General features: G+C 68.9%; 18 protein-coding genes and 1 pseudogene. 8 read left to right on the top strand and 11 right to left on the bottom strand.

Annotation, left to right across the window (positions count from 1 at the left end; genetic code table 11):
• Window positions 1-584: aldehyde dehydrogenase family protein (locus AOZ13_RS08770; RefSeq protein ID WP_148294578.1), on the top strand; the 584-nt coding region annotated here is incomplete at its 5' end.
• Window positions 585-676: 92 nt separating this feature from the next.
• Here AOZ13_RS08770 and AOZ13_RS08775 read toward each other — a convergent pair.
• A complete protein-coding gene (locus AOZ13_RS08775; protein WP_049934038.1) occupies window positions 677-1,315 on the bottom strand; it encodes an NAD(P)-dependent oxidoreductase in 639 nt (212 codons plus the stop codon).
• A 126-nt stretch (window positions 1,316-1,441) separates the two neighbouring features.
• On the opposite strand from AOZ13_RS08775, the gene AOZ13_RS08780 reads away from it, so the two are divergent.
• From AOZ13_RS08780 to AOZ13_RS08790, 3 genes are all read left to right on the top strand, one after another.
• Complete coding sequence (locus tag AOZ13_RS08780) at window positions 1,442-2,452, top strand: ABC transporter ATP-binding protein (protein WP_020222503.1); 1,011 nt, start codon at window positions 1,442-1,444, stop codon at window positions 2,450-2,452.
• A complete protein-coding gene (locus AOZ13_RS08785) occupies window positions 2,449-3,336 on the top strand; it encodes an ABC transporter permease (protein ID WP_020222504.1) in 888 nt (295 codons plus the stop codon). Before AOZ13_RS08780 ends, AOZ13_RS08785 begins: the two co-directional genes overlap by 4 nt.
• Window positions 3,337-3,401: 65 nt before the next feature.
• Window positions 3,402-4,478 carry a M24 family metallopeptidase gene (locus tag AOZ13_RS08790; RefSeq protein ID WP_021780369.1) on the top strand — a complete coding sequence of 359 codons (1,077 nt, stop codon included), beginning with the start codon at window positions 3,402-3,404 and terminating at the stop codon, window positions 4,476-4,478.
• Between the two features lie 33 nt (window positions 4,479-4,511).
• Here the strand turns inward: AOZ13_RS08790 and AOZ13_RS08795 are convergent, their stop codons facing one another.
• From AOZ13_RS08795 to AOZ13_RS08825, 7 genes and pseudogenes are all read right to left on the bottom strand, one after another.
• Window positions 4,512-5,120 (bottom strand): nitroreductase family protein, encoded by a 609-nt coding sequence (locus AOZ13_RS08795; protein WP_020222866.1) that lies wholly within the window; start codon window positions 5,118-5,120, stop codon window positions 4,512-4,514.
• A gap of 121 nt (window positions 5,121-5,241) precedes the next feature.
• Window positions 5,242-6,238, bottom strand: a pseudogene (locus tag AOZ13_RS08800) (beta-ribofuranosylaminobenzene 5'-phosphate synthase family protein).
• A 20-nt stretch (window positions 6,239-6,258) separates the two neighbouring features.
• Window positions 6,259-6,831: a DUF447 domain-containing protein gene (locus AOZ13_RS08805; protein WP_021780372.1), complete on the bottom strand. Its 573-nt coding sequence runs from the start codon at window positions 6,829-6,831 to the stop codon at window positions 6,259-6,261.
• A complete protein-coding gene (locus AOZ13_RS08810) occupies window positions 6,828-7,676 on the bottom strand; it encodes a triphosphoribosyl-dephospho-CoA synthase (protein WP_021780373.1) in 849 nt (282 codons plus the stop codon). The genes AOZ13_RS08805 and AOZ13_RS08810 overlap by 4 nt, the downstream gene beginning before the upstream one ends.
• Window positions 7,673-8,674, bottom strand: coding sequence for a 5,10-methylenetetrahydromethanopterin reductase (locus AOZ13_RS08815; RefSeq protein ID WP_021780374.1), 1,002 nt, complete (start codon window positions 8,672-8,674; stop codon window positions 7,673-7,675). Before AOZ13_RS08815 ends, AOZ13_RS08810 begins: the two co-directional genes overlap by 4 nt.
• A 720-nt stretch (window positions 8,675-9,394) precedes the next feature.
• Window positions 9,395-10,891 (bottom strand): sodium/proline symporter, encoded by a 1,497-nt coding sequence (locus AOZ13_RS08820; protein ID WP_044958058.1) that lies wholly within the window; start codon window positions 10,889-10,891, stop codon window positions 9,395-9,397.
• 87 nt (window positions 10,892-10,978) lie between these two features.
• Entirely contained in the window at window positions 10,979-11,737 is a 759-nt protein-coding gene (locus tag AOZ13_RS08825; protein ID WP_020222284.1) for an IclR family transcriptional regulator, read from the bottom strand.
• A 643-nt stretch (window positions 11,738-12,380) separates the two neighbouring features.
• On the opposite strand from AOZ13_RS08825, the gene AOZ13_RS08830 reads away from it, so the two are divergent.
• The 4 genes from AOZ13_RS08830 (at window position 12,381) to AOZ13_RS08845 (ending at window position 17,149) form a co-directional block, all read left to right on the top strand.
• Window positions 12,381-13,214, top strand: a complete 834-nt coding sequence (locus AOZ13_RS08830) for a proline dehydrogenase family protein (RefSeq protein ID WP_049934039.1) — start codon at window positions 12,381-12,383, stop codon at window positions 13,212-13,214.
• A gap of 51 nt (window positions 13,215-13,265) precedes the next feature.
• The gene (locus tag AOZ13_RS08835; protein ID WP_020221674.1) at window positions 13,266-14,849 is read left to right on the top strand and encodes an aldehyde dehydrogenase family protein; all 1,584 of its coding nucleotides are present in this window, start codon (window positions 13,266-13,268) and stop codon (window positions 14,847-14,849) included.
• Between the two features lie 490 nt (window positions 14,850-15,339).
• Window positions 15,340-16,152 (top strand): CBS domain-containing protein, encoded by an 813-nt coding sequence (locus tag AOZ13_RS08840; RefSeq protein WP_044957549.1) that lies wholly within the window; start codon window positions 15,340-15,342, stop codon window positions 16,150-16,152.
• Between the two features lie 292 nt (window positions 16,153-16,444).
• Window positions 16,445-17,149: a DUF2270 domain-containing protein gene (locus AOZ13_RS08845; protein WP_049934040.1), complete on the top strand. Its 705-nt coding sequence runs from the start codon at window positions 16,445-16,447 to the stop codon at window positions 17,147-17,149.
• A gap of 82 nt (window positions 17,150-17,231) precedes the next feature.
• On the opposite strand, the gene AOZ13_RS08850 is transcribed toward AOZ13_RS08845, so the two are convergent.
• The 3 genes from AOZ13_RS08850 to AOZ13_RS08860 all read right to left on the bottom strand — a co-directional run.
• A complete protein-coding gene (locus AOZ13_RS08850; RefSeq protein WP_020221678.1) occupies window positions 17,232-18,131 on the bottom strand; it encodes an SMP-30/gluconolactonase/LRE family protein in 900 nt (299 codons plus the stop codon).
• A gap of 181 nt (window positions 18,132-18,312) precedes the next feature.
• Window positions 18,313-19,467 (bottom strand): galactonate dehydratase, encoded by a 1,155-nt coding sequence (gene dgoD, locus AOZ13_RS08855; protein WP_020221679.1) that lies wholly within the window; start codon window positions 19,465-19,467, stop codon window positions 18,313-18,315.
• A gap of 690 nt (window positions 19,468-20,157) precedes the next feature.
• Window positions 20,158-21,208, bottom strand: a 1,051-nt coding sequence (locus AOZ13_RS08860) for a mandelate racemase/muconate lactonizing enzyme family protein (RefSeq protein WP_049934041.1), incomplete at its 5' end; no start/stop codon positions are given.

Here is a 21,208-nt window from a genome sequence, read left to right on the forward strand (position 1 = left end):
TCTACGACGAGTACGTCGAGCGCCTCGCCGAGCGCGCCGCGGACCTCCCCGTCGGGAGCGCACACGACGCTGACACGATCGTCGGGCCGATCGTCAACGAGAGCCAGCGCGACGAGATGCTCGGCTACGTCGAGGAGACGATCGAGGCCGGCGCGACGCTCGAAACGGGCGGCGAAACCGCCGAAATCGACGGCAGCGACGACTCGCTCGTCGTCAAGCCGACCGTCCTCTCCGACGTCACCAACGACATGCCGGCGGCCGCGAACGAGCACTTCGGTCCGATCGCGCCCGTCATCCCCTTCAGCGACGTCGACGAGGCCGTCGAACTCGCGAACGACACCGAGTTCGGTCTCTCCGGCGCCGTCCACGCCGGCGACCTCGGCGTCGCGAAGGACATCGCGGACCGCATGGAGACCGGGAACGTCCACATCAACGATCAGCCGATCAACGACGAGGCACACGTCCCCTTCAGCGGCATCGGCGCCTCCGGGATGGGGACCTACAACTCCGACGCCTTCCTCGACGAGATCACGCAGACCAAGTGGATCAGCCTCCAGCACGACGCCCGCGACTACCCCTTCTGAAAAGGCCGAGCGCGGAGCGCTCGATGACCCATCGACTGCCGCGGCCGCAGGTCGCTCAGCGCAGTCCGACCCGCTCCGTTCTTCTGGTCCGTTCAGTACCCGGTCGCGAGGTACGTGTGGATCCCCTGCGGGTCCTCGAGTTCGTCCGCGAGCGCGACCGCGAAGTCCTCCATCGTGATGTAGCTCTCGCCCCCCTCGTCGGTGACGAGTTCGCCCTCGGCGGTGCGGTACTCGCCGGTGCGCTCGCCGGGTTCGATGAGGGCGGCGGGCGCGAGGTACGTCCAGTCGAGGTCGTCGGCCTCGCGGAGGACGTCGAGCGCGTCGATGGCGGCGCTCGCGACCGGCTTCCACTCCTCGGGGAAATCCTCGGTCTCGATGAGGCGAGTGCCGGATTCGACTTCGAGTCCGCCCGCGCCGCCGGTCCAGACGAGGCGCGCGACGCCGGCGCGTCGGGCGCCCTCGGTGACGGCGCGCACCATCGTCGTGAGGACGTCGGGGTCCGCGTCGTCGCCCGGGCCGAGCGCGGACGCGATGGCGTCGTGACCCGTCGCGAGCTTCGCCACGTCGCCCGCGTCGGTCGCGTCGCCCGCGACGGCGACGAAGTCCGAGTCGTTGCCGTCGGCGATTTCGCCGCTTCGCGAGACGCCGGTCACGCGGTGGCCGCGCGCGAGGAGTTCGTCCGCGATTCGGTGGCCGATACGTCCGCTCGCTCCGAGGAGGAGTACGTCCATCTCGCGTACTCCAACCACGCGTGCGGACATATCGTTTCGGCAAACGGACCTCGCTGCGGGTTTCTCGCCGACTGGACGCGGCGCGCGGTCGCAGTACTTACGTCGCCGAGAGACGGGATGTGCACTGTGAGCGCTATCGATGCGGACCACCTCGAACTGACGTACGCGGACGGGACGCGCGCCGTCACGGACGTCTCGCTGTCCATCGACGAAGGCGAGTTCTTCGGCTTCCTCGGCTCCAACGGCGCCGGGAAGACGACGACGATCAAGATGCTGGTGACGCTGTTACGCCCGACGTCGGGATCCGTGCGCGTCAACGGCCACGACGTCGCCGACGAGCCGCGGGCCGTCCGGAAGTCCATCGGCTACATGGCTCAGGAGACGAGCATCGACGAGGAACTCACCGCGCGCGAGAACATCCGCTACGCCTGCGAGGCGTACGGCGTCCCGAGAGACGAGCGCGCCGACCGGATCGACCAGCTCCTCGATCTCGTCGATCTGGCCGGTGTCGCGGACAAGCGGGCGAAGGGGTTCTCCGGCGGGATGCAAAAGCGCCTCGACGTCGCGACCGCGCTCGTCCACGAGCCGCCGGTCGTCTTCCTCGACGAGCCGACGACGGGTCTCGACCCGAAGGCGCGCAATCGCCTCTGGGACTACTTCGAGCGCATCAACGAGCGGGGGACGACGGTCTTCCTCACGACCCAGTACCTCGAAGAGGCCGATCACCTCTGCGAGCGGATCAGCGTCATCACGGACGGCGAAATCGAGGTCTCCGGCTCGCCCGCCGAGCTGAAATCGCTGGTCGGCGGCGACGTCCTCGAAGTCGAGTTCGACGAGCCGAGCGACGACGACCTCGAACGCGCCCGCGAGGTGGCGATCGACTCCGCGCTCGTCGACGATCCCGACGCCGTCGAGCGCACCGAGGCCGGTCTCTTCGTCACCTCCACGGAGGCGCGCCGTCACGGGACGGATCTGCTCGTCGCGCTCCGCGAGGCCGGATTGACGATCGTCGGCTTCAACGTCCGGAGCCCGACGCTCGACGACGTGTTCCTCACGGTGACCGGCGAGGAGTACGAGGGCGGGGACGACCGAGCCGATGAGGCGGACGTCGCGGCCGCGACGGGGGAAGCGCGATGAGCACCGAACCGGGGCGGAAGGCGGCCGGGAACGGCTTTCTCACTGATACGTGGGTCAACCTCAAGCGCTGGATGTTGAAGACGGTCCGGAACCCGTTCGTGATGACGTTCTCGCTGATCAATCCGGTGATGTTCCTCGTGCTGTTCACGCAGGTGTTCGGCGGCGTCGCCGGCGGCGCCATCAGCGACAGCGTCGGCGGGAGCGCGAGCTACGTCACCTACCTCGTGCCGGCGATCGCGATCCAAGTCGCGCTCATCGGCGCGACCTCCTCGGGCGTCGGGCTGGTCAACGACATCGAGAGCGGGATGTTCGAGAAGGCGCTCGTCTCGCCGATGCACCGGGGCGCGATCTTCCTCGGCAAGTCGCTCTCGGAGGTGTTGCGCATCGTCCTGCAGGTCTGCATCATCCTCGTCGTCGGCTTCCCGATGTTCTACCTCGACGCGGGCGGTTCGCTCGGCGACTACGTCGCGACCGGCGTGCTCGGCGCGATCGGCATCGTCTGCGTCGGCGTCCTGTTCGCCATCTGGTTCACGGCGCTGTCGAACATCGTGGCGCTCGTCACCCGCGATCAGGAGTCCACGATGATCGGGGTGAACATCGTCCAGTTCCCCCTGTTGTTCCTGTCGAGCGCGTTCCTCCCGCTCGACTCGCTCCCGGGGTGGGTGCAGGTGGTCGCCGCGTTCAACCCCGTCACCTACGGCGTGGACGCCGCGCGCGCGCTAATGTTCGGCCGCGACGTGATGACGCTCATCGACGTCACCGCCTTCGGCGGGATGTGGAACACGCTCGTCCCCGCGGTCGCCGTGCTCGGCGCGCTCGACATCGCGCTCGGCGCGCTCGCCGTCTACTTCATCGCGCGATCGACGAGCGCGGAGGCGCGCTGAGGGCTGGACGCGTACCCGAATCGGGAAGCCAAACTCTTTCGGATCAGCGGGACGCTACGGCGGATATGCGACGACGCGAACGCCTCGACGCCTACCTCGACGAAACCGGACTCGACGCCGTCTGGTTCGCCCGCCCGAACAGTTTCGCGTGGCTGACGGGCGGCGACAACGTCGTCGACGCGTCCGGCGACGTCGGCGTCGCGGCCGCCGGCTACGGCGGCGACGACCTCCGCGTGATCACGAACGACATCGAAGCGGGCCGCCTCGCGAACGAGGAGCTTCCGGACGACGCCCGCGTCGAGTCCTACCCGTGGCACGACGCGGATCTCGCGGAGGCGGTGGCGGAGCGAAGCCCGACGCCCGCCGCGGCCGACTTCGACATCCCCGGATTCGAGCGCGTGGACGCGAGCGCGCTCCGCCAGCCGCTCACCGACGCGGACGTCGACGCGTACCGCGATATCGGTGCGGACGCCGCCGAGGCCGTCGAGACCGTCTGTCGCGACGTCGAACCGGGGACGACCGAGCGGGAGGCGGCGGCGGCGCTCCGCGAGGCGCTCGCACGGCGTGACATCCGCGCGCCCGTCGTCCTCGTCGGCGGCGAGACGCGCGCGCCGGAGTACAGGCACTACACCCCACAGGACGTCGAACTCGGCGGCTACGCGCTGCTCTCCGTGACCGGCCATCGGGGCGGTCTCGCGGCGAGCCTGACGCGTACCGTCCGCTTCGACGCCCCCGACTGGTTCGACGAGCGGCAGGCGGCCGCGAGTCGCGTGGCGTCGACGACGCTCGCCGCGACGCGCGCGGTCGGCCGCGCGGACGGCACGGCGGGCGACGTCTTCGAGCACCTGCGAGAGGCGTACGCGGCGACCGGCTTCGAGGGCGAGTGGCGCGAACACCATCAGGGCGGCGCGGCGGGGTTCGCGGGCCGCGAGTGGATCGCGACCCCGGGGAGCGACGCGTCGGTCGCGCTGCCGACGGGGTACGCGTGGAACCCGACGGTTCGGGGGACCAAAACGGAGGACACGTGGCTCGTCACGGAATCCGGCTTCGAGTGTCTCACGGCGGGCGACGTCGATCGCACGCCCGCGGACGCGATCGGCTTCGATCTCGCGCTCGAACACGCCGTCGCGTTCGAGGGCTGAGCGCTCTCGACGCTGCCGTCGGATCCGACGCGTCTAGAAGCCGCCGCGGGTGACGAACTCGTCGAGGGGCGTGCGGCCGCTCGGCACCTCGCCGTCGCGGAGGTCCTCGGGGAGCGACTCGGCCGGTGCGCGCTCGCCGATGGCGACCATCGCCTCGACGGCGTAGTCGTCGGGCGCGTCGAGTTCCGCGGCGGCGGCGTCGTGATCGAAGCCGCCCATGGGATGGACGACGAGTCCGCGTCGCGCGCCCTCGAGCGCGAGGTTCTGCCACGCCGCGCCCGTGTCGAAGGTGTGCGCCGACAGCGAACGCCCCTCCTCGTCCGTCGTCTCGGAGAAGACGACGACGAGCACGGCGGCGTCGACCGCCCACGTCCCGTTGAAGTCGTTCAGCAGTTCGACGAACGTCTCCCACTCGTCGTCGCCGCGCGCGGCGTACGCGAAGCGCCACGGCTGGCTGTTTCGCGACGACGGCGCCCAGCGCGCGGCCTCGAACAGCGGCCGGTAGTCGGCTTCGTCGAGCGGCTCCCCGCTCATCGCGCGGGGCGACCAGCGGTTGACGAACAGCGGGTCCACGTCGTGGTCCGGATCGCGGTGCGCCGCGACCTCCTCGCGGAGCGACCGCGCGGGGTCGGTGTCTCCCATCGCCTCCGCGTAGCCGTCCCTGTCGTATATTCCCTCGGCTCGCGGTAGTCGGTGCGCGATCCGCCCGTGCGCGCGACGCGTGCACGGCGACGGCACCGATCTGATCGCCGACCCGCCTCGCTCACCGGAGTCCACCCCGCCGATCGATCGCCGACGGGTCGGGATCGCGACGCGCGGCACCGCGGTTTCGGGCACCGACGATCCGGACCGTCCCGTCGAGACCCGCGCGTTCGAGCGCGCGATCGCCCGCGTCGAGCGCCGCGTCCGCGTCGGCCGCCGTCGTCACGCCGTAGGCGCGGGTCCCCACGAGGACTGTCCGGCGCCGGCGACTACTGCGTCGTCCGCGAGCGTCCGGACGATCGTCTCGACGGGCGGCCGGTAGACGCCGCCCTGCTCGTCGGCGTACCACGTCCCGTTCAGCCGCCCGATCGCCGCGATCGCGGCGCCGAAGGCCGCGACGTCGCCCGATTCGATCGCGGGCAGCACCCGCCGGGTGACGAGGTCGGCGATGCGCGTCGCGACGGTCGGATCGCGTCCGCGATCGTCGCGCGCATGCTCGCCGCCTCCGCGTCGCCGCTCCGCCCCGGATCCGCCGCCGGGACGACCAGCACGAACCGCCAGTCGTCGGGAATCGCGCGCCGGGCGATCACGGGCGGCACCGTCCACGACTCGGGTTCGGAACGTCCGGGATCGCACGCCGCGGTCGGGCGGCCGGCGTCGAGGACGAACCCCCCGCCCTCGAACGCCGCGACGCCGACGCCGCTTCGCCGTCCGCGTCCGAGATGCGGGGCGTGCGCGCGGACGCCGGGATCCCTGCCGTACGCGCGGGCGACGGCCGCGAAGACCGCGAGCGCCGTCGCCGTCCCGCTCCCGAGTCCGACGTGTCGGGGCAGCGTTTCGACGGCGGCCACGTGCGCGCCCGGGACGTCGAGGCGAGCGACGGCGCGGCGGACGTGGGAGTCGAGTTCGTCGGGGCACGAGATCGACGACGCGCGCGACGCGCTCACAGTCACGCGCGGGTCTTCGAGCGCGACGCCGACGCTCCCGTAGAGGCGCTCGTGTGCGGGCGAGAGGTTCGCGAAACCGAAGTGGAGTCGCGCGCCCGTCGAGACGGTCACGGTCCCGGTGTCCGCCACGGTCACGCACCCCCGACGAGATCGCACACGCGCTCGATCGCCGCCCGCTCGGCCGTCCCGCCGCAGGTCCGGGCGATCTCGGTGAAGTAGTCGAGGCGCGCGCGGAGTTCGTCGTCGTCGTAGGCGTCGACGCCGAGTCGGGAGGCGGCGACCGTCGCCTCGACCACGGCGGCGAACCCGCGGTTCGTCGTCGGGACGCGTTCGCGACGGACGTCGGTCTCCACGGGACGCAGCGCCCACGACGCCCACGCGGTCCCCTCGCGCGCGCCGGCGTCGAGGCGTTCGACCTCGACGCGGACCCACGCGTCGGCCGCCGGGAGCACGGGATCGTCCGTCTCGTGCACGGCGAGCGCGGCCTCGACGAACAGGCGCGGATCGCGCGTGAACTGCACGTAGCCGCGTCCGGTCCGCTCGAAGTTCCGCCGCGTCCGGGTGCGACCCCACGTCTCCGCTGTGGCCGGCTCCCCGTCGCGGAGTCCGAGCGCCGCCGCGTTCCACTCGCCGTTCGGACCCTCGGTCGTGACGACGCTCTCCGTCACTCCGCGGAGGGCGACCGGCCAGTCCGAGTCGGTCATGCGCGGCTCCCCCGCGAGAGCGCCACGAACAGCGCCGCGGCGACGATATCGGCGGTCGTCCCCGGATTGATCCCCGCCGCGACGAGGTCGTCGGCCCACGCGGCGACGGTCTCCCGGTCGGCGTCGCGGAGCGCGGCCGCGCGGTCGCTGACGCGCTCGGCGACGGACTCACCGTGGCGCGCGGCGACGAGACCGTCGGGTTCGTCCGCGAGCAGATCGAGGAACGCCCGGGGAACGCGGTCGGTGAGCGGGCCGGCGCCGCTTCGGAGCGCGTCGGCGGCGTCGAACGTCCGCTCGAACCCGGACGTCCACTCGACGGCGACGCCGTCATCGGGCGCGCTCGCGCTCACGACGTCGGCGAGCGTCAGGCCGCGCTCGCGGAGGGTCGGGATCGCCTCGGCGCCACGGCGGACGTCGAGGTCGTCCATCCCGTCCGGTGGGTCGGCGACGCACACCTCGACGTGTTCGAGCGCGCGGTAGAACGCGGCGGCGTCGTCGACCGTAGTCGCGGCGACGACGTCCGCGGCCGCGGCGCACGACACTTCGCCGGCGGGCGTCGCGGCGGCCGCGCGGACGAGCGGGAGCAGGAGGAGGAGCGCGCCGAACTGCGTGTTGTCGCGTGCTCGCTCGGCCATGCCGGCGACGGCCGTCTTGAGGGCGATGCCGACGGGCGCTCCCGCGGCGGCGGCGTCGAGTCCCGGTCGGGCGCCGACGGCGCCCGCGAGGAACTGGTCGAATCGGAGGTCCGGGTGGTCGCGGGCGCGATCGACGTTTCCGGGCGTCGGCGTCCCGGCGAGTTCGAGCAGGAGCGCAAGCTCGGCGTTCCCGGCGATCGTCCGCCTCACCGCCGACTCACCCGATCGAGGACGTCGCCGAGGAGGTCGATCGCGGCCGCGTTGTCCGGGCCGAGCGGGGCGGCCGCGACGAAACCGTCGACGTAGTCGAGCGCCGCGCGGATCCGCTCTTCGACGGTGGCGGGGTCGCCGGCGATGCAGAACGCATCGATCATCGCGGGCGAGACCGCCGCGAACGCCTCGGAGAACGCCCCGGCGCTGATGGCGTCGCCGATCGTCGCGGCCCGGTCCGGATCCAGTCCGTGTCGCTCAAGCACCGGGCGGGGCGCGCCGGCGGCGACGAACGCCACGGGTGGACGGGCGGCCTCGCGCGCGTCCGCGGCGTCTTCGGCGACGCTGACGCTGGCGAACGCGACGGCATCGAGTGGTGGAAGATCCGATGACCGTTCGGCCACCCCCTCCGCGACGCGGTCGGCGGACCACGCGAGGTCCGTCGGGTGGGCGGCGTTCAGCAGGACGCCGTCGGCGTGCGCGGCGGCCATTCGGATCATGTCGGGTCCCTGCGCGCCGACGGACACCGGGATCCGACCGGCATCGTAGTTGAGTCCCGCGTCGACCGCGCGGAAGGTGCCGTCGTGATCGACGCGCTCGCCCTCCCAGAGCGCCCGCGAGACCCGTATTGTCTCGAGCACGCGTTCGAGCGGCTGATCCCGTTCGACGCCGAGATTGGCGAGCGTCGAGGCGTCTCCGGCGCCGAGACCGAAGAGCGCGCGGCCGCCGCTGCGCTCGTCGAGCGTCGCCATCCGCGAGGCCAGCGCGACCGGGTGCGTCTCGTAGGGGTTGACGACGCCCGGTCCGAGCCGCACGGATTCGGTCGCCCCGGCCGCCCGCGAGAGCGCGACGAAGGGGTCGCGGTTGTTGTAGTGTGACGAGACGAACACGCGCTCGAAGCCGACGCGCTCCGCGCGCTCGGCGAGTGACGCGATCGTCTCCGTCGGCACTTCGGGGGTGAGTTCCACGCCGACGGACGCGTCGTCCGCGTCGGTCATGCGCGCTCGCCCACCTCGACCGCCGAGCCGTCCGTTCGCACCGACCCATCGCGTTCGTCCTCGTCATCGCGCTGATTCACACCTCCCGCTTCCCGCCCCGGATACAAATAACTATGGGGAATATATAGAGAATAGATTATTAGCTGGGGACATTCCCCCGGTCGGGCGAGATAGCGGGTGCCGGCCAAAGTGAGGAGAGACCACGACCGTACGGAGTCGTTCGAAAGCCGGCCCGCGTTTTTCGTGATCTGTGGGGGATCCGCCTCGCGAACCCCACGGCCCCCCAAGGGGCGGCGTCGGCGGCGGGCGGATAGGATGGGGCAGCGCCGCCCGGAGGGAAGGCCGGTGGGGAGACGGTGGGGACGACATAAGAAGGAGAATTTCAACAGGATTTCTGTTTCGAGTTCATATAAAATACGTTTCTTCTATCGCGGCGGCTCAGCGCTCCACGAGATCGCGGTTCGTCTCGCTCGAGTGAGAGAGTACGGACGCCCCTCTCTGTCTCGTCAATTCCCGAAGGCGGCATCGCGTTCAGTTCGTCTCGTGCGACGGCGCGATCGATGTCCGAGGCGCGGAATCCCGATCACACAGCGATCACATTCGATCGCGTGGCTCGCGCTCGGTCGCACATATATCAGATACGGATACAAGATGGATATCTGTGACGTTCCGGCTCAGGCGTGTCCCCCGAGCCGTTCGCGGTCGGCCGCGGGACGGCCATCAGTCTTGGCTCGCGGTGTGTGCTGACGTGGCCCGCTCGGACGACTCGCCGCTCGGCCACAGGAGCGTGGCGCCGATCGCGGCGGCGAACCCGATCGGCGGCGCGATGAGGCGGACGGTGACGAGCGAGTTCATCCCGAGCGTGATCCAGAGGACGGTCGCCGCGGGTCCGGCGACGAACGCCGCCACGAGACCGGCCACGGAGAGGTCGCGCCGCCAGAAGAAGAGGAGCGTGAACGCCGGACCGAACGCGGAGAAGAGTCCGGTGCCCGCGTAGCTGACGAGCGTGTACACGAGGTTCGACGTCACGAGGGCGATCACGAGTCCGATCACGCCGACCGCGAGCGTGGCGGCGCGAGAGACGCGGAGATGCGCCTTCTCGCTGAGGTCCTCCCCTTTCATCAGGATCTCGCGGTAGACGTCCTGCGCGATCGTGGAGCTGGCGACGACGATCTGTGAGGACGCCGTGGACATCATCGCGGCGAGCGCGCCGGCGAGGAGCACGCCCCCGAGCAGTCCCGGGAGGTGTTGGAGGATCATGAACGGCAGAACCATCTCGCGATCCGCTTGCACGGCCTGCGGGGCGCCGTTGATGACGCGGGCGAGGAGACCGAGGAGCACCGCGCCGGTGGACGTGAGGACGCCCCAGACGGAGGCGACGATGACGGCGGAGCGGCGATCGCCGTCGTTTCGGACGGCCATGAACCGGGCGTCGAGGTGGGGGAAGCCGCCGAGATACTCGAAGAACCAACTCAGGCTGGCGCCGAGGAAGACGAGCGCGACGATCCCCGTCCGACCGCCGAACGGCGTCGCCCGATGGCCACCCGAGGCCGCGAGCCCGCCGACGAGCGACGTCGTGGGATCGAGGAACACGCCGATCAGGAGGTAGCCGGGGAGGACGACGAGGGTGAACACCATCAAGAGCGCCTGCATCACATCGGTCCAGACGACGGAGGGGAACCCGCCGGCGAGCGAGTACGCCGTGACGATGCCGCCGATGAGGAGCACGCCGATGACGGGGTCGATCCCGAACGCCTTCTTGAAGATGTCGCCGCCGGCGAGGAACTGCGAGCCGACGTAGCCCATGTAGAACACGAAGGTGACGAGCGCGGGGAGCGCGCGGACGATCGGCGAGTCGCTGGGAAGTTTCTCCGCGAGCAACCCGATCGGCGTAATCGCGCCCGTCTCCTTGCGCCCCTCCATGAACGGACGCGCGTAGACGATCCACTGGAAGATGGCACCGCCAGTGGTCCCGACGAGCACCCAGATGGCGGAGAGACCGACCGACCACGCCAGACCCGGGACGCCGAGGAGGAGCCAGCCGGACATCCCGGAACTCCGCTCGGAGAGCGCGAGCGCCCAGCCCGGCAGCTGGTCACCGCCGAGGAAGAAGTCCTCCTCCGATGAGACCAGTTTCGTCCCCCAGTGACCGACCGCCACCACGAGGACGAGATAGCCGACCAAGCCGATGATCGTATTCATACCCGCTTGTACCATATCGTGACGTTAAATAGAGCAATACAAGAATGTACTGATCCGGCGGCGCGTTTCCCACGGTCAGTCGCCCGCGGCGACGCGGCGGCGCTACCCCTGTTCGAGTTCGGTCTCGATCTGGTCGATCGTGTCGAACAGCTCTCGAACGGTGTGCTCCTCGATCTGCTCGTCGGTCAGCCGGTAGGTCGCGCCGTCGACGGCGAGCGACCCGAGGACGCTCCCGTCGGGCTTCGTGATCTTCGCGCCCACGCTCCGGAGTCCCTCGCGCTGCTCCTCGTCGTTGATCGCGTACCCTCGCTCGCGGATGCGGTCCAACTCCTCTTTCAGCACCGTTCGATCCGTGATCGTGTTCGCCGTGAGCGCCGGGAGACCCCAGCGATCGATGATCTCGTCGACGCGCTCCTCGGGCTTCTCCGCGAGCAACACCTTCCCGTTCGCCGTCGCGTGCAGGTACAGGTACTGCCCGATCTCGAAGTCGGTCATCGCGGAGCCGCCGATGTTGTGGTAGACGACGACGAGCCGCCCGTTCTCCTCCGTCGAGAAGTCGATCTCCTCCGGCATCCGGTCGGCGAGGTCGCGGGCCTTCGAGCGCACGACGTCGAACGCGGGCTCCTTGCGCTTGGCCTGCTCCGCGAGCGAGAGAAAGCGGAGACCGAGCTGGTACGTCCCGTCCTCCTTCACCACGTAGCCGAGCTTCGTCAGCGTGTTCAGGTGGTAGTAGAGCGTGCTCTTCGGGAGGTCGAGGCGCGATCTGAGTTCCGCGAACGTCGCACCGCTCGCCTCTTCGATCGCGTGGACGACCGCGAACGACGTCTCGGTCGTCGTGAACGTCCGATCGTTTCCCGCCATACGATACCATCACACGACCGGCGCGCAAAAGCGTTCGCATGGTGGTCGTGTCGCATTCGCGACGTCACGATGGCGCCGACGGGGATCGGCCAGCGTCCGATGGGGCGCGCCGATGCCATCTCGCTGTCGGGCGCGCCGATCGACGCCCGGCCACCGCCGCACCACTCGGCCACCGCCGCACCACATGGACGGACGCGAGCCGTACGGATCGGACTGGACCGGATCAGATTGGACCGGATCGGACCGAACCGGACCGGTTCGGTACACGTCGTTCATGATATGAGAACTATTATGGCGCACCGGGACGTACTGGCCGTTCGGTCGATTACGACGATATCGGTGTAATTTCTGGGCGTGTCCCGCTGACGTTCCACACACAGGGAGCGAGTGTCGAATCCTCGCGGCCGTGACCGGATCAGTTCACACTATCCGAACAATATTGGCGTCGCGGACGTGCCCCGAGCCGCGTCGCGTCGCCGATCGGAGTCCCGGCCCGCGTCGTCCGGCGTGAGCGGCGGTACGCGGGGCGAGACGGCACGGTTCTACTATCGTGAACGTGGCGTGGGATATCGCCGGTTTCGCGGGTGTACACGCCCTGAGACGAATGGGATCACTTTTGTCGTCGGGGCGTCGAGTGGGAACCGTGATCCCGCCTATCGCGAACGACTTCGTCGCCGCTGAGTCGCCCGAGGGAGCGCTCGATCACGCCGCCGCGCTCAACGCACGTGGCGTCAGCGCCATCCTCAACCTCCTCGGGGAGCACTACCACGAGCGCACGCCCGCGTTCGGGGACACCATGGAGTACCGGTATCTCGCCGCCGAGATCGACGAGCGCGACCTCGACGCGTCGATCAGCGTCAAGCCGAGCCAGATCGGACTCGACATCGGTGCGGACGTCTTCGCGGAGAACCTCGCGGATATCGTCGATCACGCCACCGAACACGGGGTTTTCGTCTGGGTGGACATGGAGGACCACGCGACGACGGACGCGACGCTCGACGCCGTCGTCGAGAACGCCGCTCGCGACGGCGCTGAACTCGGCGTCGCGATCCAAGCCAACCTCAAGCGGACCGGCGACGACCTCGAACGGCTCGCCGCGACCGACGCGATCGTGCGCCTCGTCAAGGGCGCGTACGACGAGCCCGCGTCGATCGCGTACTCCGACAAATCGCGGGTGGACGAGGCCTACGAGGAACACCTCGAATACCTCTTTCGCGAGTTCGATCGCGTCGCCGTCGGGAGCCACGACCCGAAGATGATCTCGCTCGCGCGGCGCCTCCACGACGAGCACGACACGCCCTACGAGGTGCAGATGCTCATGGGCGTCCGCGACGACGCGCAGTTCGATCTCGCCGACGACGGTGTCCGCGTCGTCCAGTACGCCCCCTACGGGTCGAAGTGGGCGCAGTACTTCTACCGGCGCGTCATGGAGCGCAAGGAGAACCTCCTCTTCGCCGCGCGCGCCGTCCTCACGTGATGTCGCATTCGGACCCAAATCTATAATAGCGCCCGCGGACCCTACAACACTGTGAAAGCGAAAGCGTTCGAAAACGAACTGACGTACCGATACTACGAGGAGACCGACGACGTCGAGGCGTTCCACGAGGCCTACGAGGACGCCGTCGAGACCGTCCGCGCGGAACTCGGTGAGACGCACGACCTCCTGATCGACGGCGAGCGCGTCGCGACGGACGCGCACTTCGAGGTGACGTCGCCGGGCGATCAGACCCTGACCGTCGGCGAGTTCGCCGCGGGTGACGCGGACGACATCGACGACGCCGTGCGCGCGGCGAGCGCCGTCGCCGACGAGTGGGAGGGCTTCGACGTCGCCGACCGCGTCGCGATCTTCCGGGACGCCGCCGCGACGATGCGCGATCGCAAGTTCGAGCTCGCCGCGACCATCTCGCTGGAGAACGGCAAGAACCGGACTGAAGCGATGGCTGACGTCGACGAGGCCATCGACTTCCTCGAGTTCTACAGCCGGGAGTGCGAGCGCTCGAACGGCTACGACTTCGACACCGGCGAGCCGACCCCCGGACAGCACACGCGCAACCTCCTGCGGCCGTACGGCGTCTTCGGCGTCATCGCGCCGTTCAACTTCCCGATGGCCATCTTCGTCGGGATGACCGCCGGGGCGTTGCTCACCGGGAACACCGTCGTCGCGAAGCCCGCGGAGTCCACGCCGCTGATCGCGGAGACGTGCATGGCGATCATGCAGGACGCCGGTCTCCCGGACGGAGTCCTGAACTTCGTCACGGGCGACGGCCCGAACGCCGGCCAGCCCCTCGTCGAGCACGAGGACGTGGCTGGCGTCGTCTTCACCGGGTCGCGCGAGGTCGGGCTCTCCATCCGCGAGACGTTCTCCGAGCAGGGCAAGCACGGGCCCGTGATCGCCGAACTCGGCGGGAAGAACCCCGTCATCGTCAGCGACGCCGCGGACGTCGACGCCGCCGTCGAGGGCGTGATGAAGGGCGCGTTCTCCTTCAGCGGACAGAAGTGTTCGGCGACATCCCGCGTGTACGTCCACGAGGGCGTCTACGACGAGTTCACCGAGGCGCTCGTGGACGAGACCGAAGCGCTCGTCGTCGGTCCCGCGACCGAGCGCGAGACGTTCGTCTCCCCGGTCATCAGCGACGCCGCGCTCGAACGCTACGAGTCGATCACGGAGCGCGCCGCCGCCGACGGCACCGTCCGCACGGGCGGTGCGGTCCGCACCGAGGGCGACCTCGAAGACGGCCGGTTCGTCGAGCCGACCGTCGTCACCGACGTCCCCCACGAGCACGACCTCGCGCGCGACGAGCACTTCCTCCCCTTCGTCACGGTCCACCCGATCGCCGACCTCGACGAGGGCATCCGGAAGTCGAACGACTCCGAATACGGGCTCTGCGCGGGACTCTTCTCCGAGGACGACGCGGAGATCGATCGCTGGTTCGACGAGATCGAGTCCGGGATGTGCTACGCGAACCGCTCGCAGAGCGCGACGACGGGCGCGCTGGTGCAGGCGCAGCCGTTCGGCGGGTGGAAGTACTCCGGGACGACCGGGAAGTTCGCCGGCGGCTACTGGTACCTCCAGCAGTTCATGCGCGAGCAGACGCAGACCCGCGTCGAGTAGTCGGACGATGGCCGCACCGCGCGGCCCGCCGTCGCCGTCACGACCGCGATTGACGGGGCACCGGGTCACGTCGCTCGCCGAGAGCGGATCGCCACCGATCGGGGAGTCACCCGCTCGAACGGCGTCACGTCTCATCGAGAGAGACGGTTAACTGAGCGGCGAAATGGAGAGAGTCGATTCGGGGACCGAGTGGTAATCAACGCTATTGGCGGCTAATAGTGCCCTATCTCTCTGATTTCGCGTACTCTACCCCGATCTTATCAATATTTGATTCGCTACTGATCTCGGATCTACACTGGTATCTGTCAAATTAGTTCTCGACGCGAGGGCCGCCGCGCGGAGCGTCGTCGAGAGCGGTCGGTCGACCGCCTCGGGGTCATGGCGTCTCCCTCGACATCGCCGGTGTGAGCGACAGGGGTTAGGCCGATGCGCCCGTATCGGGGGACGAATGGTGACGACGGATCACGACCGCGACGCGACGATCACGCCGATGGAGTTCGACGAGATCAGCGTCGAGGACTACATGCGGACCGACGTCGAGACCGTCGCGACGGACGCGTGGGTGACGGACGTCGTCGATCGATTGAAGGAGGGATCGCAGTACAACGGCGTCCCGGTGGTCGACGAGGACGACCACCTCCTCGGCTTCGTCGGCGCCATCGACCTCCTCGAAGTGTACGGCGACGTGCACGTGAACGAGGTGATGACGCGCGAACTGATCGTCGTTCGACCGGGGATGTCCGTGAAGAACGCCGCGCGCGTCATCTTCCGCACCGGCCACCAGTTCCTCCCGGTGGTCGACGAGGACGACCGCCTCCTCGGGATGTTCTCGAACGGCGACGCGGTCAGGAGCCAGATCGAGCGGACGACGCCCTCGAAGGTGCAGAGCACGCGCGAACTCCTCGAACGAACCCACGACATCGACATCGAGGTCTCCGAGCGGGACGTCGCCATCTCCGAGTTGATGCCGACCCAGCGCTCCGTCTACGCCGACGAACTGGAGGGCCGGAAGTACGAACTCGAAAACGGGCTGGCGGAGCCGCTCATCGTCGTCTCGTACGGGTACGAGACCCTCCTCGTCGACGGCCACCACCGCGCGCTCGCCGCCGAGCGGGCCGGCATCGATCGGATGCACGCCTACGTGCTCACGGTACCCCGCGAGGAGGTCGCGGAGCTGGGGCTGCGGAAGATGGCCCGCCTCGACGGTCTCCGCTCGCTCGACGACGTCGAAATCGACGACTACGTTCAACACCCCCTCATCGAGAGGACCGATCCCGACGCGCGCGAAACGGAGGCGGAGTGACATCCCACTCGAGCGGTCCGGACCCCGTCGCGACTCCCCGAAGCGACGCGCCGTCGACGCCGAGTCCATCGCGAAGTGGAAACGGAACCGAAGTCGTCGTACTCGGAGAATCCGGCCCGACTTCCGGTCTGGCCGTTCCGCCGCTGGCGAGACGAGACCGAACACCGCGAGTTCGTGCCGGACCAAACCTCTATGGGGCTGATCGGAGTCGTGTACTGTGGCACGAATCCATGACCGAGCGATCGACACGATCAGGAGACGGACGGTGCGTCGATCGGGGCGAGCGAGCACGATGAGGGACGATCCCGAGGGCGGAGTCGATCCGAGCGATCCCGAACTCCGAGACGTCGGCGCGGGCCTGCTGGACGAGGAGATGGGTCCGAGCGGTGCGCTGGCGCACCTCTACCGGGGCGAGATCCATCGGATGAAATACTGGCGCGAACGCCTCGATAAGACCACGAACTGGGCGGTCATCGTCATGGCCGCCATCCTCACGTGGGCGTTCTCCAGTCCGACGAACCCCCATTACATCATCCTCATCGGCGTCGCCACGCTCAGCGTCTTCCTCGTCATCGAGGCGCGGCGCTATCGCGGCTACGATATCTGGCGCTCGCGCGTTCGCACCCTGCAGGAGAACGTCTGGTCGGTCGGGCTCGATCCCTCCGAGTCCGTCGCCGACCCGGAGTGGCGCGAGAAGCTCGCCGACGACTACCGCGCGCCCGCGATCAAGATCACCGCAGAGGAAGCCATCGCGCACCGACTGCGCAGGATCTACCTCCCGCTCTTCGGGGTCCTCCTCGTCGCGTGGATCGTCCGCATCACCGCCTTCTCCCCGGAGTCGTGGATACGGACGGCCAGTATCGGGTTGATCCCGGGACCGCTCGTCGTCGCGCTCGTCGCGGTCTTCTTCGCCGGGATGCTCATCGTCGCCTGTCGGCCGCGCACGTGGCACGCCAAAGGCGAACTCCGCGAGGAGCGTCTCAGGAAGAAACGGTAGACTCACGCGCGACGCCGTTGACCCGTTTTCGAGGCGAGCGCTATCGCCGCGTCGGCACGGGTCAACGGCGTCGCGGTCCGCGTCACTCGATGCGGAACGCCGACCGGAACGGGGGACGACCGCGAACCCCATCGGGCGCGCGGAGCCGGAATAGCGCCCCGGCACCGTCGCCCTCGACGCTCCGCTCGTCACCGCCAGCGGTCGTCACGTACAGATCCCGATAGTCGGGACCGCCGACGGTCACGCTCGACACCTTCCGAGCGGGGAACGAGACGCGCTCGCGCTCCGCTCCCGCCGCATCGTATCGGACGAGGGCGCCGCCGTTCCACCGCGCCGACCACACGTCGCCGTCGGCGTCGACGGTCATGCCATCGGGGACGCCGGTCTCGTCGCCCAAATCGAGGAACGGTCGCCGACCCGTGAGCGCGCCGGTCGCCCGGTCGTACTCGAAGCGGTGGACCGTCGTCGCGTCGGACTCCGTGACGTACATCGCGTCGCGTTCGGGCGTGAACCCCATCCCGTTCGGGATGTCGTAGCCGCGGTCGTCGACGCGCGCGATCGATCCGTCGGGATCGAGCCGATAGAGCCGGCCGAGGCGTCCGTCGGTCGGCATCGTCCCCGCGTAGACCCGCCCCTCCGGATCCGCGACGACGTCGTTGAACCGGGTGTCCGCGGCGTCCTCGATCGTCGCGACCGTCTCGCGCTCGCCGCGTTCGGGATCGAAACGCTCGACGCGCCCGCCCCCGCGGAACAGGAGGAACGATCCATCGGTCTGGAGCGTGTGGCCACCGAGCGCGTCCGACCCGTCGAGCACCCGCTCGTGGGCCTCGATCGCCGGATCGTACCGGTAGAGGCGGCCGTTCGGGATATCGCACCAGTAGAGGGCCCCCTCGTCGGGGTGCCATACCGGTCCCTCGCCGGTCACGCAGCGAGTGTCGGCGACGCGCGTCGGAGCGTCGCCGTCGATGCCCGTTTCGCTCATCGCTGCCCCCGCACGAGAGCCGCGAGCGACGTCTCGGGCGTCGCGGCCAACGCGGGGCGAACGCGGCGTGACCGGACGACAGATCCGACACCATCAGTCAGATTGCCCGTGTGAGTGGTGGGCACGGGGTCGTATTACAGAGGTTCGAGGATAAAGCCCACGGCTTCAGTCGTGGGAGTAGTTACCACTCGGCGACGCTACCGTCCTCGTGCCGCCAGACGGGGTTGTGCCAGTCGACGGACTTCTCGGCCTGCTCGCGGACGTGCTCCTCGTTGATCTCGATGCCGAGACCGGGTCCATCCGGCACGGAGACGTACCCGTCCTCGTAGTCGAAGACGGACGGGTCAGCGAGGTAGTCGAGGACGTCGCTCGTCTCGTTGTAGTGGATGTTGAGGCTCTGCTCTTGGATGACCGCGTTCGGGGAGCAGGCGTCCACCTGAATGCAGGACGCGAGCGCGACGGGACCGAGCGGACAGTGGGGCGCGAGCGCGACGTCGTACGCCTCGGCCATCGCCGCGATCTTCTTCACCTCGGTGATGCCGCCGGCGTGCGAGAGGTCGGGCTGAATGACGTCGACGGCGCCGTTCTCGAAGACCTCCTTGAAGTCCCAGCGCGAGAACATCCGTTCGCCCGTCGCGATCGGGATGGTCGTGTGCGCGGCGATGTCGGGGAGGGCGTCGTTCTGTTCGGGGAGCACCGGCTCCTCGATGAACATCGGCTCGTAGGGTTCGAGCGCCTTCGCGAGACGCTTCGCCATCGGCTTCGTCACGCGACCGTGGAAGTCGACGCCGATGTCGACCTCGTCGCCGACGGCCTCGCGGACCTGTCGGAGGCGGTCCACGGCGTCCGCCACGGTCGCCGGATCGTCCACCCGCTCGACCTCCTCCGTCGCGTTCATCTTCAGCGCCGAGAACCCCTCGTCGATCTTCTGCCGCGCCTCTTCCGCCACCTCGGAGGGCCGATCCCCCCCGATCCACTGATAGACCTCGATCCGGTCGCGGGCCGCACCGCCGAGCAGTTCGTACACGGGCGCCCCCAACTGTTTGCCCTTGGCGTCCCAGAGCGCCTGATCGATCCCCGCGATCGCGCTCATCAGGACCGGGCCGCCGCGGTAGAACCCCCCGCGGTACATCGTCTGCCAGTGGTCCTCGATGGGGTTCACCGGCTCCCCGAGCAGGTAGTTGTCCATCAGCTCCTCGACGGCCGTCGCGACCGTCTTCGATCGCCCCTCGACGACCGGCTCCCCCCAACCCACGACGCCGTCCGACGTCTCGATCCGGAGGAACAGCCAGCGCGGCGGTACTTCGAAGAGCTCGTAGTCGGTTATCCGGGACATTGTCGTGCGGATACGTGAACCTCTCCGGGTCGCGTTATAATAGCTTTCCTATTCCGACGCGACACCGCCGGCGAGACGACACCGCCGACGCGGCCGGCGACAGCACGCCCAGCGCGAGATCATCGAACGGGCTGAACGCCCGCATGCCGGATTCGTTCAGTCGACCGAAACACGGTAGCGTTACAAAACTATTCACGTAATCGAACGGTTCGGCGCGTTTCCTCCCCGTTCATCAGTCGCCGCGGACGACAGGCACGCGACGGATCGCCCGAACGTGGAACAGTCATTCAGCGATACCGAACCGAATCGATCGGAACTCAGGTGCGTGATAGCCGATTTCCGGGGAGAAGCGTCCACGAGTCCGGGATGTCGGACGGATCCATCCCACGCGGTCGCGTTCACTCATCTGGGACCGTCGTCCGACGCCCGCATTCGAGTGCACACCGATCCCCCGCGGATGCCACGCGTTGGGACCACCCGCAACGGATCGGACGCCTCGGTCGGTCGGCTCCGACAAGATCGCTCGGGATTCGCGTACCGCGTGCAGCGAGAGCCACGCACTGCGACTCGCTGGCTCGACGACGCTTACGCTTCGTCGAACTGGGCATGACTACGTCCTGCTTGCTCGACGAGTCGTTTCACTCCTCGTCGAACTGGACGAGCAAAGCTCCGTTTGCTCGACGAACCCGTTCAGGCTTCGTCGAACAGCGTCTCGCCCTCGACCATGTGATCCGCGACGACGTCGAGATCGAGCGTGAGACCGAGACCGGGTTCCTCGGGGATCTCCATGCGACCCTCTTCGATCAGGTCGTCCTCCTCGACGAGGTCCTCCCACCAGCCGAGCTCGTAGGAGTGGTACTCCAGCGCGAGCGAGTTCGGAATGGCGGCGGCGACCTGCGCGGAGGCCATCGTGCCGATCGGCGAGGAGACGTTGTGCATCGCGACCGGGATGTAGTACATGTCGGCGATGTCCGCGATCTTGCGGGTCTCGCGCATCCCGCCGACGCGGGGGAGGTCGGGCGCGACGATGTCCACGGCCTGCGGTTCGAGGAGGGTGCGCTGGCCGAACTTCCGGTAGACGTTCTCGCCGACCGCGATCGGCGTCGACGTCGAATCCGTCACCTTCTGCTGGACGTCGTGGTTCTCCGGCGGGACGGGATCTTCGAGCCACCAGACGTCGTACTCCTCGAGCTCGCGCGCGAGGCGCTTCGCGCTGCCCGCGGTGAACGACCAGTGGCAGTCGAAGGCGACGTCCGCCTTGTCGCCGACGGCCTCGGTGGTCGCCTCGACGATCTCGACCTTGTGGTCGATCTCGGGGTTGCGGAGGTGGCGGTTCGCGCGGTCCTTCTCGTGGCCGGAGGGCACGTCGAGGTCGAACTTGATGGCGTCGTAGCCGAGTTCGTCGACGACGCGCTCGGCCTCGGCGGCGCAGGCCTGCGGGTTGGCCTCGTCCTCCGTGTGGAGGTCGCAGTAGACCCGGACCTCGTCTCTGTACTTCCCGCCGACGAGCTGGTACGCAGGGACGTCGAGGAGCTTGCCCGCGACGTCGTGGAGCGCGATCTCGATACCGGAGATGGCGGAGATGACCTTTCCGGAGATGGAGCCTTCACCGCTCATCTTCTGGACGAGGTGCTCGTAGAGCCGATCGATGTCGAGGGGGTTCTCGCCGACGAGGAACGGCGCCATCCGCTCGATGATCTCGGCGTCGCCGCCGCCCCAGTACGACTCACCGGTCCCGACG

Source organism: Halarchaeum acidiphilum MH1-52-1, from assembly GCF_000474235.1.
In the GTDB taxonomy this organism is placed as follows: domain Archaea; phylum Halobacteriota; class Halobacteria; order Halobacteriales; family Halobacteriaceae; genus Halarchaeum; species Halarchaeum acidiphilum.